The following is a 17,484-nucleotide window of genomic DNA, read 5'->3' as shown; positions in this document are numbered from 1 at the left end:
TTTTATCTTATCATGTGACAGTCAAGATTAAAAATAATTAGCCGCCGTAGACTGCTGGTTTCAAGACACCAACATAAGGAAGGTTACGATATTTTTCTTCATAGTCAAGACCATAACCAACAACGAACTCATGTGGAATGACAAAACCGCTGTAATCCGCATGTAAATCGTTTTTACGACCACTTGGCTTATCCAGCAATGTTACGATTTTTACCGACTTCGCTTTCCGGTATTTAAACAGGTCCACGAGGTAGCCTAATGTTAATCCGCTGTCGATGATATCTTCGACAATCAGGATGTCACGACCTTCTACGGATGTGTTTAAATCCTTCTCAATCTTCACTTCACCTGTCGATGTCGTACCGCCGTGATACGTCGAGACATCCATGAAGTCCATTTCAAGATGCATGTCCATCTTTTTGACGAGATCTGACATGAACGGCATTGCGCCTTTCAGGACACAAACGAGGAGCGGGAAACGATCTCCGTAATCCGCTGTCAGTTCACCCGCGAGTTCACCGACTTTATGTTGGATCTCTTCTTCTGAAATCAGTACTTTTTCCATATCATTCATTAAGGTCATACTAGGTATTCCTCCTCCATTTTAAACACTACATTACCATTCTATCATTAAACACGATTCTGCGAGGAGTTCAAATGACCCGAATATTGCAATTCGATGTCCGATGACCGCCAGAACTTGCCCTGTCGCATCGACGACAACCGGAATTTCCGTCCGTAACCCCCGTGGAACCTTCGCATCCACAAGAATCCGGCTCACTTTTTTCGTACCGACCGCTAACCGGATCCGGTCACCGGGTAAGGGCTGTCGAATCGTCAGTGGAAAACGGATGGCTGAAAATGGAATACCGGTCGCCGAACGTGAGAACACAATCGTTTGTTCACCATAATGATAAGTGCCCAAATCAATTCCCACTTCCAATGCTTCCGGGAGCAGGTGCTTTCTCGGACAACGGACACATGTCACGTAGCCATATGTACGCTGTATCCTCCAGTTTCCATAATACACTTCGCCGGACGGCATATCTACTCGTAACAATGCCAAAAATTGATTGTATTCCTCGGAAGTAAAGTCACGGTCCGGTAATAAGGCACGCAGGACAAGCCGCTTGAAGTCTGAAGGGAGTGTTTGAATCGCTTCAAGAGGAAGCCCGCGGTCCGTCATCCGTTCTTTGACAAAGGACGTGACGTACGTGAAATGTTCCCGTTTTTGTTCATGACGAGATATCGCCGCCTGAACCGTTGCTTCTTCATAACCCGGGCGAAGTTCCGCAAGCAATGGCAGGATCCGGTGCCGCATCTGATTCCGGAGATATTTCGTTCCGGCATTCGTCTCGTCTTCATACCATGTCACGTAATGGGTTCTTGCATAGTCATACAGTTGTTGTTTGGAGTACGTCAACAACGGACGATGAATCTGTCCCGTCGTAAAAGAACGGATCCGGGGAATGCCGTCGACGCCTGCTTCCCCTCGGATCAACTGGATCAACAACGTCTCCAATTGATCGTCCCGGTGGTGTGCGAGCACAAGATGCCGCCGTCCGGTCTCAGCCATGACGTCTTGAAAAAAGGCATAACGCCTCGCCCGGCAAGCCGCCTGGCTCGGTGTTTGATCATCCCATGCGAGTCGTGTCATCCGAACAGCCACTTGTCTCGCATCCGCCCAAGCGCGGACCGCTTCTGCTTCTTCGTCCGATTCTTCGCGCAGACCATGATGAACATGAACAATCATTAGATCATGATTCGCTTCATACAAAAGATGTGCCAGTACCATTGAATCACAGCCGCCAGAAACAGCAACCAACAACGGTTCCTTTGGAAGATTAATCTCGAATCCCATGCCTGGTCCCCCTTGATCCATAAATGACTTAAACGAAAAAAGCTACCTCTATATAATAGAGATAGCTTTTTTACAGAATGACCCGTACGGGAATCGAACCCGTGTTACCGCCGTGAAAGGGCGGTGTCTTAACCGCTTGACCAACGGGCCAAAAAAATATGGTAGCGGCGGAGGGAGTCGAACCCACGACCTCACGGGTATGAACCGTACGCTCTAGCCAGCTGAGCTACACCGCCATATTTTGAACGCGTGCGTCTTAAGCACATTTTCTATAATACGGTGGAGTCAAATAATTGTCAACGCTTTTCATAAAAATAATTTCAAAAAAATAAAAGATGGAATGAACAGCGTCATTCCATCTCTATTCTTATAAAGAACAGGTCAGCAAGTTATTGACGTTTAGCACCGCGTCCGCCACGTTTTGAATCGGTTTGTCGTTTCAATGTCGCAAGACGATCTTCACTATCTTTGAGGAAACTAGTCATCAACGTATCGAACGTTTGCTCTTTACGTGGAGCTGGTGCGCCACGGCCACCTTTGTTAAAGCCGCCACGGTTTCCACCGCCGCCGCTTCCACCACGCGGTCCTTTGTTATCGAACGGACGTGGTCCACGGTCTTGACCTGCCGGACGTGGTCCGCGATCAAATTGACGAGCTGGAGGACGAGGACGTTCGCCTTCTGGACGATCGACTGCTTTCTTAATCGAAAGACCAATCTTCCCGTCGTTCTCTACACTCAACACTTTAACCGTGATTTCTTGTCCGACTGTCAAGACATCATTGATATCTTTGACGTAAGAATCTGCTACTTCACTGATGTGAACAAGACCTGTCTTACCCGTCGGTAATTCTACGAACGCGCCGAAATTGGTGATGCCTGTAACTTTTCCTTGTACTTTGCTGCCTACTTCAATCGACATAAATTGTATTGCTCCTTTTTAGTTGATTCTTTCTTATTATACGAGTGATTCTACATTTTTTCAATCAATCGACAACCTTCGTTTAATCTTCCGGTGAAAAATAGAAAATCGTTTCGCCTTTTTTCGAGTACAGCAGTTCACTTCTCGCTAAGTTCGCAACATATTTCTTATCATTCAATCGTTCAATCTCTTCTTTCAGACGAACTGTTTCTTTTTCTGCTTTCGCCTGTTCTTGGTTCGCAACCTGAAACGACTGCTTCTGTTCAGCGATCAGTTGTTGTTTTTCGATATATGACCACCCCATCAGGGACAGGACAATAAGAAAAATCGACATACAGACTAAGAAGCGCCTCTTCAGACGTAAACGGTTTTCGATTGCATTTTGACTCAACTGTTTTTTCCGGTCATTAAGCGGTTTGATCTTGGGCGGTGTATCACGCCCTGATTCCAACGGTGCTGGCATATCATCCCTCCTTATCCGAGTGGTCATCTCTGACACTCTCTAGTATACTTCCTTTTTCAACCAAATTACATCGATTCTTCGGAATTCACTTTTTCTTCACGAATGATTTGATACATGTCTGATGCTTCTTCTTTTTTCGCATGCTCTTTAATACTGTCGATTTGAACGGTGACAATCTTATTTCCGAACCGGATTGTCATCTCGTCCCCCACCGAAACCGTACTGCTTGCTTTTGCGACAAGTCCGTTGATGGTGATCCGGCCTTGATCGGCAACTTCTTTTGCCAGTGTCCGGCGTTTGATTAAACGAGATACCTTTAAAAATTTATCGAGTCTCATGACTGTTCCTCCTGCTTTGATTGATTCCATAATGCATCTTGTTCGGCGAGCGACAAGTCTGTCAACGGGCGGTCCGTCAATTGTTCCATGCGTGTAAAACGACGGATGAATTTGTCATTGGTTTGCTGTAAAGCATCCTCTGCAGATAACTCCAGGTATTTGCCGACAAGTGCGAGTGAAAACAGGATATCACCGAATTCACCCAATCGTTCTTCTGCCGGAGCCTCTTTTAATTCTTGAATCTCTTCCCGGACTTTATCGAGGGCACCGGCAACCGTCTCCCATTCGAATCCGACTCGGGCGACTTTCTTCTGAATCTGTTCGGCACGCAACAAGGCAGGAGCTCCCTTAGTGACACCGTCCAACAGATACGTCCGTTCCGATTTTTCCTGCGCTTTAATTTCCTGCCAGTTCGTGACGACGTCCGCGGCCGAGTCGACTTTTACATCTCCAAAGACATGCGGATGCCTGCGAATCATCTTGTCGCTGACACTTCCGATGACGTCACGGACATCGAAATACCCTTCATCCAGACCGATTTGGGCATGTAGCATGACTTGCAACAACACATCGCCTAATTCTTCTATCATTAAGTTATCGTCCTGAAGGTCGATTGCTTCCAGTAATTCGTAGGATTCTTCGATTAAATGTTTTTTGAGCGATTCATGTGTCTGTTCTTGATCCCACGGACAACCGCCTTCTCCACGCAAGCGCGCGATGATTTGCTTGAGTGTCGTGAAATCACGATTCAAGATCGTTTGATCCGTGACAGGCGGTACATAAACCGTCGTCAAGTTACTGAGTGTCGTGATGTGATCCAGTTCATAGAGCGGAACCGTCTTGACATGTTGGCGACTCGTTCCCGCCGCCGTCACAAGCGTCACGTCATGTTCGTCAGGATAACGCTCCATCAACATGACCTTTAAATCACCTGCAACCAGTTGATCATAAACTTGTCCGATCAACAAATGCTGACGAATCTGCGCTTCATCGATATCAAACGCTGTCGCATCCAATAATTGAAAGCCTTCGATCGGATCAACACCGACCGCGGCAAACATCGGATCGAGGAAGCTTTGACCACCAATGATGTCGAGGTTCTCCGTCTGAGCGAGCAACTGTTGGACCGTACTCTCCGCGACAAGCGGATGACCCGGAACAGCATAGATGATCGGCTCCTTCTCGGACTGTTCAAGCAGCGTTGCAACAATCTCACGGTAGACGCCTTCAAACTGATCATGTTTTTCATAAATCGAATCAAACGATGTAAATTTCATTCCCTCTGCCATCAATTCCGAAACGACAGGATGATCCGCAGTCCGCAGATAAATCGGTTGTTTCGTTTCCTTTAGGCGTTTATAGATGCCGTACGGCAATTGTTCGAGTTCTCCGACTCCTAAGCCGACGACTGTAATCTGATGTGTCATATAATCCTCCTATGCTGATGCATTCGATATAGTTTTTCCCCGAACGGCAATACGGCCCATTCCCGTTCCGTCAAGACCCCCATCCGTAAGGCAAAGAGACAAAATATACCGGCTCCACCCAGAACGAGTAGGGCAACCTCAAGTGTCGCTCCAACCCGGTTTTCCCAGCCCGACAGCCGGAAAAGTTGTTCGACGATGTATAAAAACAGGGCCATCGGAATGACCGCCTTCAAGAGACGAACATAAAAAGGACGTCCTGCCGTCACCCGACCGAACTTTCGATTGAGTAAAAGTAACTGAGCTGCTGCCATGACCGCAAAACCACCAAAAGTCGCCATTCCGGCACCGATCATGCCATATAAGGGAATTAAGTAGATATTGAGACCCAGCTTGATCAACAGACCTGCAACTACACCGACAAACGCATATTTTTCCGCATCGACGGATTGCAGACACGATACGATGATCATTGACAAGGAGGCGGTGAACGCCGTCGCAGCCAACCAGCTGAGTGCTGCTGTTCCGTTATCGTCCTGATACAAGGCAATATTCAACGGACGCATGACACCAACCAATCCGACGGTCGCTGCCGCCGCAATCAGTAACCCGGATCGTAAGAGCGTTTCAAGATGCAGTTTTGTTGCTGCATCATTCCGCTTCCGGTATTCCATCAACAACGTCGGAACACTGGCCAAACTGATGGATGTCGCGAACAAGATCGCAAACTGTAAGAGCGGATACCCTCGATCAAAAATTCCTTTTTCGACTTTCGTTTCCATCGAATTCCCGAGTAAATTGACGAACGTCAATCCATCAATCAATTGCATCAGTAACAAGGCCAAAGACGCGATACTGACTGCCAGACCACTCGTCAACAAGACCCGTCCGACACGGCGAATGTGTCGTTTCGAGATGACGGGACGACCAATCCTTCCTTTCGCAAAGCGTAACAGCAAGATCAGCGACGCGATGCTTCCACCGAGTGCCGTCATGTGCGCATTTGCTCCGACTTGATACGGATTCGCACCTATCTGAACCCCGTAATACGTCACAATCAACAATAAACAGACCCGAACGGCATTTTCCGTGATTTGTGAGAAAGCCGTCGGACGCATTTCAAGATCCGCCTGAAACATCCCGCGCAAAACAGCAATGACCGGCAACAGGTAGAAGGTAAAGGTAACGGCTCGAAGCGGTTGGGCGAGCTGTTCGTCACCGAACAAGAATGCGACTTCAGGAGCGACCCACCAACCAATCGTTCCTAATATAATCGACATCGCAAGTAGGACAAAGAAAATCGACCACAGTACTTCACGTTTCTCTTGCGGATGATGCAATGTTAACTTCGCAACGACGACCGGTAAGGCGTAAATACCAAGCGCCGCTGCAATCGCAAACACCGGATAGACAGTTTGGTAGACATATAACCCGAAGTCTCCCGCCATATTTTGATATGGAATCCGGTAAAAGAAACTCAACAGTTTTGACACATAGCTCGAAATAGCAAGCAAAGCTGCCCCTTGCGCAATCGTCCTTCGTTGACTCATTGTACGATCCGGCGGTCAATCTCAGCCAGTAACCGTTCAGCCTGCTCTGTCATCTGTTGTAAGTTTTGTTTCCCGCGGTTGAGCGTCAGAACAAGTTTACCTTCTTCCTGCCCCATACCAAGACCACGTCCAATCGGAACCGTCCATTTGACAAAATCCGCTACATCCAGCGTTTGTGTCGTCTGTTCAGACAAGACGATTTCAATTTTCAGATCCGTTTGTTTGACCCGTTCGACCCGTGCCCGTTCGGCAAAGATTCTCATCCGAGTCAATTGGATCAACCGTGCGACTTCGGTCGGGAATTCTCCGAAACGTTCCAACATCTCTGTTTCCAGCGATTCGAGACTTTCCGGTGTATCGACATACTTCATACGTTTGTAGAACTCGATTTTGAGTTCCGAATCTGCCATGTAGTGACTTGGAATATAGGCATCCAGACTGAACGTGAAATCCGGAACGAATTTCTGAACTTTTTTTCTACCTTTCATCCGTTCCTTCCGTTCTTCAACTGCTTCCGAAAGCATTTGTGAATACAGATCGAATCCTACAGAGTCGATGAAACCGGATTGTTGCGATCCGAGCAAGTTCCCGGCTCCGCGAATCGATAAATCACGCATCGCAATCTTAAAACCGCTCCCGAGTTCCGTAAATTCCTTGATCGCTTGCAGACGGCTTTCCGCAACTTCCGTCAATCGTTTTTGCGGACGGTACGTGAAGTAGGAATACGCGACACGGCTCGATCGGCCGACACGGCCGCGTAATTGATACAACTGCGAAAGACCCATCTGATCGGCATCGTTGACAATCAACGTATTGACATTCGGAATATCGATGCCTGTTTCAATGATCGTCGTACTGACCAGGACGTCCGCATCGCCTTCGAAGAAGGCGATTAATTGGCTCTCAAGTTCTGTTTCTGTCATCCGACCATGGGCAGTGACGACACGCGCTTCCGGTACAAGAGCCCGGATTTCCTCTGCCTTGCGTTCAATCCCTTCGACGCGGTTATACAGGAAGAACGCTTGTCCGCCCCGTCCCAGTTCACGTTCGAGTGCTTCGCGCATGACGATTCCGTCATACTCCATGACATATGTTTGAACCGGATAACGGTTTTCCGGTGGTGTCTCGAGTACGGATAAATCACGAATTCCGATCATCGACATATGCAACGTCCGGGGAATCGGTGTCGCCGTCAATGTCAGAACATCGACATTTGTCTTCAGCTGTTTCAGTCGTTCTTTATGTTTGACGCCAAAGCGTTGTTCTTCATCGATGATCAATAAGCCGACGTCCGCGAACTGGACATCTTTCGACAGGACACGATGGGTGCCGACGACGACATCAATCGTCCCTTCCTTCAATCCTTTTTTCGTCGCTTTCAGTTCTGTTGCCGAGCGGAAACGACTCATGACGGAGACGTTGATCGGCCACTCACTGAATCGTTCGAGCATCGTTTCATAATGCTGTTGTGCAAGCACCGTCGTCGGAACGAGTAAAGCGACCTGTTTTCCTGCCATGACAGCTTTAAAGGCTGCCCGGATGGCAACTTCCGTTTTCCCGTAACCGACATCGCCGCACAACAGCCGATCCATCGGGCGCGGACGTTCCATGTCTTTTTTGATTTCTTCGATCGACCGGAGTTGGTCAACGGTTTCTTCATAAGGGAATGACGCTTCAAAGGCCTGTGTACTGTCATCATCTTCCGGGAAGGCAAAGCCGACTGCTGCTTCGCGTGCCGCATAGAGCTTAATCAGTTCATCCGCGATATCCTCAACGGATTTTTGAACCTTCGCCTTGACCTTCTTCCACTCCATGCCGCCCAGTTTATAAATCTTCGGCTCTTTTCCTTCTGCCCCGACATACTTCTGAATCAAGTCAATCTGGTCGACCGGGACATACAGTGAATCCTCACCGGCATAAATCAAATGCAGGTAATCCTGGTGATTGCCGGCAACATCAATCGTTTTAATACCATGGTAACGACCGATTCCGTGATGAATGTGGACGACGTAATCGCCCGTCTTCAATTCCTGGTAACTTTTGATCCGTTCGGCGTTCGTCAGTTTCGTCGTTTGCTTCCGGCGCCGTGCCGGCTGTTTAAAGACTTCTTCTTCCGTAATGACGACGAGACGGGCATTGGTCATCTCGAATCCGCCGTGAATGCCACCGATTAAAATCGACGGATGACCGCGGCGAATCTCGTCTTCCGTCGTGTGCAGGGAAGCTTCGACTCCGTAATCCGATAACGTCTGTCGCATCCGTTCTGCCCGTTCCCGGTTACTTGCCAGGAAGACCATCCACATATCGGCCCGGCCGTAACGATCGACTTCCTGTTTCAACCGTTCCATCTGTCCGTGGAAAGGTGCTATCGGCTTGATGCTGAAATGAATCGCCGCACTTTCCGGCACACCGCTGCGGCGTGTCGGGAGCAACGATAAATACAGCAATTGGCGTTGCTTGAACACCTGCAGCATCGGAACCGATAACGTATAGTCACTGATGCTTTGTCCCCGTTCAATCAACGAAGCCATCCATTCCGCTTCTTCGGTATCCTGGACCTCGGCGGCTTCTTCAATCCGTGCCACCTCGTCGACAATCAAAACAGCATCTTTGATATCGTCGAGTAACGTCGTTTCATATAGAAGCGGTGCATATTTTGCAAGTTGCTTCGGACGATCACCGCTTTCGAGGACTTCGACGTCGTAAGCAATTCCTTCTTCCAGGGCAGCCAATACTTCCGTACTTTGGACCCGTTCCTTCGTTGCTTCATACAGACGGCGTAATTGTTCACCGGCTGATTTCAATCCGTCACGTGATGCAAAATGTTCCGTTGCCGGAGGTACCAGAGCTTCCGCGATGACACCAAGCGAACGTTGGGTTTCCGCATCAAACGTATAGATGGAATCGACTTCTTCGTCAAATAAATCAAGACGATACGGACGTTCGACGGTTAACGGGTATAAGTCGATGATGCTTCCTCGGACTGCGAACTCGCCCGGCGTCGTCACCGTTGCCGTCCGTTCGTATCCCGCGTCGACCAATTCCTGAATAAAGTCTGGGATCGACAGGACATCGCCAGGTTTGATTCGTTTCGTATGTCCTAAAAAGTCGGGCGCCGTCGGGACGTAACGTCTCAGTCCGACAAGCGGAATGATGAGGATTCCGTCATCCGTCGTCAGCAGACGGTGACGGGTTTCAATCCGCGTCGCGCGCAATTCCGGACTTGCACCGTATGACAGCTCCGCCGCAAGTGTTTCATCGACCGGATACAACATCACGTCCTGCTCGGGTATAAGTTCAATTAAATCATCATATAATTTTTGAGCCTGGAACATGTTGTGGGTCACGATGACGAACCGTTTTTTCGTCTCTTGGTAAATACCGGCGACGAATAACGCTTTTCCGCTGTTCATCAGCCCTGTGATCAGTTGGGCATTGACTCCGTCGCGGAACCGTTCCCGGACGGTTTTAATCTCCGGAATGCCGAGTAACAGATTTTGTAGTTGTTTCATACGTTCTTTCCCTCCTAGGACGACAGCAAAAACGCTTTGGTCACCCAAAGCGTTTTGTTCAGTTATAACGATTCATCAAAGCTAAAAACGGTGTATCGATAAAATCAGTTGCGATCTCGACGGAATCAGACAACACATGTTGCAACGTCGTCTGTTCCGACTTGGCGAACGGCATCAAGACCCAGTCGATGACTTGAATCGGTGCTGGCGGACGACCGACTCCAAGTTTCAATCGTTTGATGTCTTGTGTACCTAAATGTTGAATCAACGATTTGACTCCGTTGTGACCACCGGCACTTCCTTTTGAACGCAGGCGCATCTTTTCAAGCGGCAAATCAAGGTCATCATAAATGACAAGGACGTCCTCGACCGCAATTTTATAGAAATCGAGCAACGGACGGACAGCTTCTCCCGATAAATTCATATACGTCAATGGCTTAACGAGAACGACCCGTTCCCCTTTAATCATTCCCGTTCCGAAGACGGCTTTAAACTTCGACTCCGCTAATTTTATGCCATGTTCCTTGGCGAGGGCATCGATCGCTAAAAAACCGATATTGTGACGCGTATTCGTATATTTCGTGCCTGGATTTCCTAAACCGACGATACATTTCATATCGTCACCTCCTCTACTTATCTGCTTTTTTTGATTTATATCCCGTTGACGAAAAATGGAACGCACAAGGGTCCGATTTCTAAAAACCGGACCTTGGCGTTCATATCTGTTTGAAATCAGCTGAAGAGCGGGCTGATTGATTTTTGCTCATGGACACGGATGATTGCTTCTGCAAGCAAACGTGCGACAGAGATTTGTTTGATTTTGCTTGCACATTCACGTTTCGTCAAATCAATTGTGTTCAAGACGACGAGTTCTTCAATCGCCGAGTTTTCGATCCGTTCCATCGCAGGACCCGACAGAACCGGGTGTGTACAGCAGGCATACACTTGCTTCGCCCCGTTTTCAATCAAAGCGTTGGCAGCGAGTGTGATCGTTCCTGCTGTATCGATGATGTCATCGATGATGATCGCGATTTTTCCGTCGACTTGGCCAACGATGTTCATGACTTCCGCCACGTTTGGTTTTGGACGACGCTTATCGATGATCGCGATTGGTGCTTTTAATTGTTCCGCTAATTTACGTGCCCGTGTCACACCGCCATGGTCTGGAGAAACGATGACAAGTTCGTTCGGGTCGATGTTCTTCTTCTCGAAGTAAGAAGCAAGCAGGGGAACACCCATTAATTGATCTACTGGAATATCGAAGAAACCTTGGATTTGAGCTGCATGGAGATCCATCGTCACGACGCGTGTCGCACCGGCAACTTCAAGCAAGTTCGCAACAAGCTTCGCTGTGATCGGCTCACGTGAACGTGCTTTACGGTCTTGACGTGCATAGCCGTAATACGGAATAACGACGTTGATCGTCCGTGCGGAAGCTCGTTTTAACGCATCGATCATGATGAGCAACTCCATCAGGTTTTCGTTGACCGGTTGGCTTGTCGATTGAATGATGTAGATATCATCCCCACGGACGCTTTCTTCGATGTTCATTGAAATTTCGCCGTCACTGAAGTGTTTGACTGAACTTTCGCTGACAGGGATTCCGATGACTTTAGCGATTTCCTCTGCCAGTGGTTTGTTCGAGTTAAGTGCGAAAATACGAATTTCATGTTCTAAGACAGTAGACATGGTTAGGTGGCCTCCATTTGTTTGGGTTTAGACGAGTAGAGCGACAGATAATGAACGAATAAAATTAACGGTAATCTGGTTTAGTTGTTTGACGTTCCCGTGCGATGGCAAGACCGTTTTCCGGAACATCATCCGTAACGGTTGATCCTGCTGCGACAAGCGCATTTTTACCGACCGTGACCGGTGCAATCAAATTGACATTACAACCGATGAACGCATCGTCTTCAATGACAGTTTGGAATTTATTTGTTCCATCATAATTCACTGTGATCGATCCGCAACCTAAGTTAACGTTCGTGCCGATTGTTGCATCACCGACGTAACTTAAGTGAGCAGATTTGCTGCCTTCACCAAAAGTGGATTTCTTCACTTCGACGAAGTTACCGATGCGCGTGTTCGCTCCGAGAACTGCCTGTTGGCGTAAGTGCGCAAATGGACCGACTTGTGCAGCTGCTCCAATTTGGCTGTCGGTTACGACTGATTGACGCACCACGGCTTGATCAGCCACTTCACTGTCACGGATATCCGAATTTGGTCCGATGATACATTCTGAGCCAATCGTCGTTTTACCAAGCAATTGTGTTCCCGGGTACAGGACCGTATCCGAACCAATCACGACATCCGGTCCGATATACGTAGACGCCGGATCGATGAACGTAACGCCTTGACGCATCCAATGCTCATTCGTCCGCTTCCGCATTGACGTTTCCGCCTGCGCCAGGGCAACCCGGTCATTGACACCAATCGTTTCTTCAAACGTCGCTGCCGCATAGGCCGCAATCGTTTCACCGTCTGCTTTTGCGATTTCGATGACATCCGGTAAGTAGTACTCACCTTGGACATTATCATTCTTAACTTCTTTTAAAGCCGCGAATAACATCTCATTGTCAAATACGTACGTTCCGGTATTGATTTCTTTAATGAGAAGTTCTTCTGCGTTCGCATCTTTGTGCTCGACGATTTTCGAGACGTTGCCGTCTTCCCCACGAACGATTCGTCCATACCCCGTCGCATCATCCGCATGCGCTGTTAAAACAGTTACTTTCGCGCCTGTTTCTGCATGATGTTGCAAGAGAGATTGTAACGTCTCACTTGTCAAAAGGGGAGTGTCTCCGCAGACGACGAGTGTCGAGCCTTTCTCCTGTCCAAGGACAGGTTCTGCCATTTGAACAGCATGACCCGTGCCAAGCTGCTCGCTTTGAAGTGCATATTCCACCGATGTGCCGAGCACTTCTTTAACAGACTCTGCACCGTGACCGACGATGACGACTTGACGCGTGACACCGAGTGTCGTCAATTGATCAACGACATGTTGTACCATAGGTTTCCCAGCTACTGGGTGAAGTACTTTATATAGCTTTGATTTCATCCGAGTGCCTTTACCCGCTGCTAGAATTACCGCGAAATGATTCATCCTTGTCGCTCCTCCATGTAAATTAGTGTTGATTTCGTTCTGAAATAGTCCACTCGTTCCCACTATAACGAAAATGGCGCAACGAATCAATGACAGGACAGACCGGAAATCAACAAAACACGCAAAAAAAGACAGGTTCTCCCATTGATGGAGACCTGTCAATCGCGTTAGGAAGGATCGGTTGCTTCGAGCGCCGTCAGTTCAAATTCTGACGCCTCACCGTTTTCTTCACGAATCGCGTATGCTTCTAGTACTGAATCTTCGACTTTTTTTCGCATTAATGCATTGATTGGATGGGCGACATCACGAAAGATGCCTTCCTGTGTCCGCTTGCTTGGCATCGCGACGAAAAGACCGCTGTTCCCTTCAATCACGCGTAAATCATGTACCACAAATTCGTGGTCAAGCGTAATCGAAGCCAGTGCTTTCATTCGACCCTCTGCTACGACGCGACGAATCTTGACGTCGGTGACATTCATTTTGTCCGCACCCCTTTTTATAACCGTTGTCACAACTCTTCGTTGTCTACTTCTACTTACGGCTTAAAACATTCAAAGGTTTAGCTTTTGCCAATCATTTCACGCATAATTTCCAAAAGTTTGATAATTACAGTATAGTTACAAAAAAATCGTGTGTCAAATTCAGGTATTTTCTACGTCTGTGAAATACTGGTCGACGTTTCCCCGTTTCACTTGAATCTGTCCAAGATCCACATCAACATCCGAAAGCTTCATCAGACTGACGTACTCACTGACCATCTTCTTCTCGGCACCCTCTGCTTCGATCAACACACCGACACCTGCTACGTTCGCTTCAAACTCACTCAGCAGACTCATCATCCCCCGGATCGTTCCGCCGGCTTTCATGAAATCGTCAATCAGCAGGACGTTCGCACCGCGCGGTAAACTGCGTCTCGCAAGAGCCATCGTCCGGATTGCTTTCGATGAGCCGGAAACATAGTTGATGCTGACGGTCGAACCTTCCGTCACCCGGCTGTCCGAGCGGACGATGACGAACGGTACACCCAACTGTTCGGCGACGGCATAAGCAAGCGGGATTCCTTTTGTCGCAATCGTCATGACGACGTCGACTTTTTTCTGGCTGAAGACAGAAGCAAACACTTGTCCCATCTGTTTCACCATCCGCGGATCTCCGAGCAAGTCCGTCAAATACAAGTAGCCTCCCGGTAACAGACGATCCGGTCGTGCGACACGTTCACATAACTCATCGATAAACGGCAACGCCTTTGCGCTGCTCCATGTAGGGATGAACATGACGCCTCCCGCGGCTCCCGGAACCGTGACGAGTCGTCCTGTTCCTTCATGCTCCAACATTTCGCTGACAATATCTAAATCTTCACTGATCGAAGATTTCGCAGAGCTGTACCGTTCTGCGAAGATCGTCAATGAGACTAGATGATGCGGATGATCCAGCAGGTAACGTGTCATGTCTACCAACCGACCACTTCTCCGAATTTTCATCTAAATCGTTCCACCTCTCCGTAATTCCGAATATTCAATAGTGAATATATCATTTTCATACGGAAACTATCAATGGTTTTCCCCTAAAAGACGAACGACGTAGACTTCATTACAAAATCCTCGTAATCCGTTATAGAGACGTTGAGCCCGGTTTTCATGTTCCGTCAAGGCAAATACAGTCGGACCGCTACCGCTCATCAGGACACCTTCCGCCCCGCAACTCGTCATGAAAGCCTTGATTTGTTCGACCTCCGGATGCATCGGTAACGTCACTGATTCAAGGACATTGCCAAGGGCATCACAAATTGCCGTGAAATCTTGGTTCTTGACCGCATCAATCATCGCTTCGACATCCGGACGTTCCGCTGTTTCTAAATCCAGTGCTCCGTAAACATCGGCTGTTGAGACACCGATCGTCGGTTTCGCCAGTACGACCCAACAAGGTGGAGGGGATACTAGTTTCTCGAGCTTCTCTCCGCGTCCCGTTGCAATCGCGGTTCCGCCCATGACACAAAACGGGACATCCGATCCCACTTCTGCTCCGATTTCCGCCAACTGTTCAAGTGTCAAATCGAGCTTCCACAATTCGTTCAGCCCGCGCAACGTGGCTGCCGCGTCACTCGAGCCGCCCGCAAGACCTGCTGCGACCGGGATTTGTTTTTCTAAGTAGATTTCAACCCCGCTCTTGATGTCGAACCGTTCCTTTAAAACCGCTGCTGCTTTATACGCTAAGTTGCGTTCATCATTCGGCACATATGCATGTTGGGCATTCATCCGAATCTCGCCGGACGCTAGTTCCGTCAACTCGAGACGATCTGCCAAATCCACCGTCGTCATTACCATATGTACATCATGATAACCATCCGGACGTTTCGCCGTCGCATCCAATACTAAATTGATTTTCGCTGGAGCTTTTACAATAATCGTCATCCTGCCGTTCCTCCTCTAGTACGTTTCCTGTACGAATTGTATCAACCTTTGCACAAAAAAAGAAGCGAACATTTCTGTCCGCTTCGGAAGGTAAGTTTACGAATTCGCGAATTCGATTTGTACGGAGTCGGTTAACACGTCGGCGTAGCTATAAGAAACTCGCTCGACATTATGGCGCTCTGCGTCTAGCTTGACTACAAACACCGATGGATACGTCTCAACGAGCGTTCCGATTCGGGTTACGACCTTTTTACGACCGCCGCTTGCTTTTAGCGTCAGTCTTTCACCTACATGTGTTTCAAATACATGTCTGATTTCGTTCAACGTCTTTGGCATACGCTTCACCTCACTAATATTTATTATAGCATATGAACTAAATATTAGAAAGGGGAAATATTATATCCGTTCTTTTGTCTACCGTCAACGTTTTTTAATCGGCAAAAGTGCATCGGCCAGCTGTGCAAATTCCTGCAGGCTGAGCGTCTCGCCACGGCGGCGTGGATCAATACCCGCTTCATGTAAGGCCGCTTCGACCGCCTCTTTTTCCGCTTTACCGAAATGGCTGGATAAGTTATTCAAAATCGTTTTCCGGCGTTGGGCGAAACTGGCACGTGTCACTTCGAAGAAGAGTTTCTCATCCAGCGTCTTGACTGCCGGCTCCTTGCGAATATTTAAACGGATGACTGCTGAATCGACGTTCGGTGCCGGAATGAAGACGTGTTTCGGTACCGTGAAACAGACTTCTGCCTCCGCATAATACTGAATGGCGATCGACAATGAACCGTACGCCTTCGTTCCCGGTTTTGCCCCGATTCGTTCCGCCACTTCTTTTTGAATCATCATGATGAGTGTCCGGAACGGAGTACGGGCTTCTAAAATACGCATAATGATTGGTGTTGTCACGTAGTAAGGAAGGTTCGCCACGACGGCGAGATCCGTAATCCCTTGTTGCGTGAATTCTTCGTCAACGATCGTTTCAAGATCCAGTTCCAGTGCATCCCCATGAATGACTTTCACGTGGGGGTACGGAGCAAGTGAGTCTTCAAGAATCGGTAAGAGCCGTTGATCGATTTCGAGCGCCACAACTTTTTTCGCCTGTTTTGCTGATTGTTCCGTTAATGAGCCGATACCGGGACCAATCTCAAGCACACCGCTTTCCGGTGTCAGATTAGCGGCACCGACGATGTTTCCGAGTACATTTAAATCGATTAAAAAGTTTTGTCCCAAGGACTTTTTAAATGAAAATCCGTGTTTGGCCAAGATTTCCTTCGTCCGGTGCAATGTAGCGATGTCTTTCAATCCTGTTCCTCCTCTATCTGTTTCAAAGCGTCTTCCCATTCCTGTTTCGTGATTCGGATCGACGCGACACGTTTGACGAGTTGTTTGGCATTCGGTTCACCAATGGCAAGCACTTGCCCCAACCGTTTCCGACGTTTCGAGGCTGCCGGTCCCCCGATCAGATCGGCGGCGAGAATCATATCCCGTGTCACTTCGGCATCATGCTGCTCTTCTGTCTCATATACCGCACCAAGTGCCCGTTCGATTGCTTCCGGTGATGCATGTTCGACACCGATTTTCCCGCGTTTATCTTTTGCGTCTGCCCGTGGCAGGTAGGCTTGTTTACATCCCGGTACCCGTTCATTGATCCGTGCCCGAATCCGGTCACCCGGGAAGTCGGGATCGGTAAACACGATGACACCACGGCGTTCAAGCGCTTTGGCAATGCGTTGTAATGTCTGTTCGTTGACGGCCGAACCGTTTGTTTCAATTGTATCGACATCGAATACTTCCTGTAAGCGTGTCGTATCATCGCGTCCTTCAACGACGATGACTTCTTTTAAGCGTTTCCGCATCATATCTTCTCCACCTTTTTCAAACACTTCCGTAATTGTACCTGTTTCC

17 protein-coding genes and 2 tRNA genes are annotated in these 17,484 nt (G+C 48.3%); all 19 read right to left on the bottom strand.

Features of this window, described 5'->3' with window-relative positions:
- Positions 1-37 precede the first annotated feature (37 nt).
- Positions 38-583 (bottom strand): hypoxanthine phosphoribosyltransferase, encoded by a 546-nt coding sequence (hpt, locus tag ACP26N_RS00390; protein WP_012368964.1) that lies wholly within the window; start codon positions 581-583, stop codon positions 38-40.
- A gap of 33 nt (positions 584-616) precedes the next feature.
- Positions 617-1,861: a tRNA lysidine(34) synthetase TilS gene (tilS, locus tag ACP26N_RS00385; RefSeq protein ID WP_426354410.1), complete on the bottom strand. Its 1,245-nt coding sequence runs from the start codon at positions 1,859-1,861 to the stop codon at positions 617-619.
- 78 nt (positions 1,862-1,939) lie between these two features.
- Positions 1,940-2,011: transfer RNA gene (locus tag ACP26N_RS00380), tRNA-Glu, on the bottom strand.
- A gap of 9 nt (positions 2,012-2,020) precedes the next feature.
- Positions 2,021-2,097, bottom strand: a tRNA-Met gene (locus ACP26N_RS00375).
- A 153-nt stretch (positions 2,098-2,250) separates the two neighbouring features.
- Positions 2,251-2,781 (bottom strand): S1 domain-containing RNA-binding protein, encoded by a 531-nt coding sequence (locus ACP26N_RS00370; protein WP_014969107.1) that lies wholly within the window; start codon positions 2,779-2,781, stop codon positions 2,251-2,253.
- A gap of 82 nt (positions 2,782-2,863) precedes the next feature.
- Complete coding sequence (locus ACP26N_RS00365) at positions 2,864-3,244, bottom strand: FtsB family cell division protein (RefSeq protein WP_114597442.1); 381 nt, start codon at positions 3,242-3,244, stop codon at positions 2,864-2,866.
- Positions 3,245-3,309: 65 nt separating this feature from the next.
- A complete protein-coding gene (locus tag ACP26N_RS00360; RefSeq protein WP_014969105.1) occupies positions 3,310-3,582 on the bottom strand; it encodes an RNA-binding S4 domain-containing protein in 273 nt (90 codons plus the stop codon).
- Positions 3,579-5,009, bottom strand: a complete 1,431-nt coding sequence (mazG, locus tag ACP26N_RS00355; RefSeq protein WP_426354408.1) for a nucleoside triphosphate pyrophosphohydrolase — start codon at positions 5,007-5,009, stop codon at positions 3,579-3,581. The genes ACP26N_RS00360 and mazG overlap by 4 nt, the downstream gene beginning before the upstream one ends.
- A complete protein-coding gene (locus ACP26N_RS00350) occupies positions 5,006-6,556 on the bottom strand; it encodes a polysaccharide biosynthesis protein (RefSeq protein ID WP_214855997.1) in 1,551 nt (516 codons plus the stop codon). The genes mazG and ACP26N_RS00350 overlap by 4 nt, the downstream gene beginning before the upstream one ends.
- Entirely contained in the window at positions 6,553-10,068 is a 3,516-nt protein-coding gene (gene mfd / locus ACP26N_RS00345; RefSeq protein ID WP_426354407.1) for a transcription-repair coupling factor, read from the bottom strand. The genes ACP26N_RS00350 and mfd overlap by 4 nt, the downstream gene beginning before the upstream one ends.
- Positions 10,069-10,126: 58 nt before the next feature.
- Positions 10,127-10,684: an aminoacyl-tRNA hydrolase gene (gene pth, locus ACP26N_RS00340; RefSeq protein WP_214856001.1), complete on the bottom strand. Its 558-nt coding sequence runs from the start codon at positions 10,682-10,684 to the stop codon at positions 10,127-10,129.
- A 116-nt stretch (positions 10,685-10,800) separates the two neighbouring features.
- Positions 10,801-11,757 (bottom strand): ribose-phosphate diphosphokinase, encoded by a 957-nt coding sequence (locus tag ACP26N_RS00335; protein ID WP_014969100.1) that lies wholly within the window; start codon positions 11,755-11,757, stop codon positions 10,801-10,803.
- Positions 11,758-11,821: 64 nt separating this feature from the next.
- The gene (glmU, locus tag ACP26N_RS00330; protein WP_131504490.1) at positions 11,822-13,171 is read right to left on the bottom strand and encodes a bifunctional UDP-N-acetylglucosamine diphosphorylase/glucosamine-1-phosphate N-acetyltransferase GlmU; all 1,350 of its coding nucleotides are present in this window, start codon (positions 13,169-13,171) and stop codon (positions 11,822-11,824) included.
- A gap of 167 nt (positions 13,172-13,338) precedes the next feature.
- Positions 13,339-13,650: a septation regulator SpoVG gene (gene spoVG / locus ACP26N_RS00325; RefSeq protein WP_131504491.1), complete on the bottom strand. Its 312-nt coding sequence runs from the start codon at positions 13,648-13,650 to the stop codon at positions 13,339-13,341.
- Positions 13,651-13,812: 162 nt separating this feature from the next.
- Positions 13,813-14,652 (bottom strand): pur operon repressor, encoded by an 840-nt coding sequence (purR, locus tag ACP26N_RS00320; RefSeq protein WP_114597435.1) that lies wholly within the window; start codon positions 14,650-14,652, stop codon positions 13,813-13,815.
- A 69-nt stretch (positions 14,653-14,721) separates the two neighbouring features.
- Positions 14,722-15,582: a 4-(cytidine 5'-diphospho)-2-C-methyl-D-erythritol kinase gene (gene ispE / locus ACP26N_RS00315; RefSeq protein WP_114597434.1), complete on the bottom strand. Its 861-nt coding sequence runs from the start codon at positions 15,580-15,582 to the stop codon at positions 14,722-14,724.
- Between the two features lie 96 nt (positions 15,583-15,678).
- Positions 15,679-15,918, bottom strand: a complete 240-nt coding sequence (locus ACP26N_RS00310) for a Veg family protein (protein ID WP_012368950.1) — start codon at positions 15,916-15,918, stop codon at positions 15,679-15,681.
- Between the two features lie 84 nt (positions 15,919-16,002).
- On the bottom strand, positions 16,003-16,881 hold the full coding sequence (gene rsmA, locus ACP26N_RS00305; protein ID WP_026827000.1) for a 16S rRNA (adenine(1518)-N(6)/adenine(1519)-N(6))-dimethyltransferase RsmA: 879 nt from the start codon (positions 16,879-16,881) through the stop codon (positions 16,003-16,005).
- Positions 16,878-17,438 carry a ribonuclease M5 gene (gene rnmV / locus ACP26N_RS00300; protein WP_081776591.1) on the bottom strand — a complete coding sequence of 187 codons (561 nt, stop codon included), beginning with the start codon at positions 17,436-17,438 and terminating at the stop codon, positions 16,878-16,880. The genes rsmA and rnmV overlap by 4 nt, the downstream gene beginning before the upstream one ends.
- Between the last annotated feature and the right edge of the window lie 46 nt (positions 17,439-17,484).

The organism is Exiguobacterium sp. R-39, from assembly GCF_049942815.1.
GTDB lineage: Bacteria > Bacillota > Bacilli > Exiguobacteriales > Exiguobacteriaceae > Exiguobacterium_A.
This window is presented reverse-complemented; position numbering and strand designations above follow the sequence as displayed.

Coding starts and splice junctions, on each gene's coding strand:
- hpt (WP_012368964.1), bottom strand. CDS start 583: ATGACCTTAATGAATGATATGGAAAAAGTACTGATTTCAGAAGAAGAG.
- tilS (WP_426354410.1), bottom strand. CDS start 1,861: ATGGGATTCGAGATTAATCTTCCAAAGGAACCGTTGTTGGTTGCTGTT.
- ACP26N_RS00370 (WP_014969107.1), bottom strand. CDS start 2,781: ATGTCGATTGAAGTAGGCAGCAAAGTACAAGGAAAAGTTACAGGCATC.
- ACP26N_RS00365 (WP_114597442.1), bottom strand. CDS start 3,244: ATGCCAGCACCGTTGGAATCAGGGCGTGATACACCGCCCAAGATCAAA.
- ACP26N_RS00360 (WP_014969105.1), bottom strand. CDS start 3,582: ATGAGACTCGATAAATTTTTAAAGGTATCTCGTTTAATCAAACGCCGG.
- mazG (WP_426354408.1), bottom strand. CDS start 5,009: ATGACACATCAGATTACAGTCGTCGGCTTAGGAGTCGGAGAACTCGAA.
- ACP26N_RS00350 (WP_214855997.1), bottom strand. CDS start 6,556: ATGAGTCAACGAAGGACGATTGCGCAAGGGGCAGCTTTGCTTGCTATT.
- mfd (WP_426354407.1), bottom strand. CDS start 10,068: ATGAAACAACTACAAAATCTGTTACTCGGCATTCCGGAGATTAAAACC.
- pth (WP_214856001.1), bottom strand. CDS start 10,684: ATGAAATGTATCGTCGGTTTAGGAAATCCAGGCACGAAATATACGAAT.
- ACP26N_RS00335 (WP_014969100.1), bottom strand. CDS start 11,757: ATGTCTACTGTCTTAGAACATGAAATTCGTATTTTCGCACTTAACTCG.
- glmU (WP_131504490.1), bottom strand. CDS start 13,171: ATGAATCATTTCGCGGTAATTCTAGCAGCGGGTAAAGGCACTCGGATG.
- spoVG (WP_131504491.1), bottom strand. CDS start 13,650: ATGAATGTCACCGACGTCAAGATTCGTCGCGTCGTAGCAGAGGGTCGA.
- purR (WP_114597435.1), bottom strand. CDS start 14,652: ATGAAAATTCGGAGAAGTGGTCGGTTGGTAGACATGACACGTTACCTG.
- ispE (WP_114597434.1), bottom strand. CDS start 15,582: ATGACGATTATTGTAAAAGCTCCAGCGAAAATCAATTTAGTATTGGAT.
- ACP26N_RS00310 (WP_012368950.1), bottom strand. CDS start 15,918: ATGCCAAAGACGTTGAACGAAATCAGACATGTATTTGAAACACATGTA.
- rnmV (WP_081776591.1), bottom strand. CDS start 17,438: ATGATGCGGAAACGCTTAAAAGAAGTCATCGTCGTTGAAGGACGCGAT.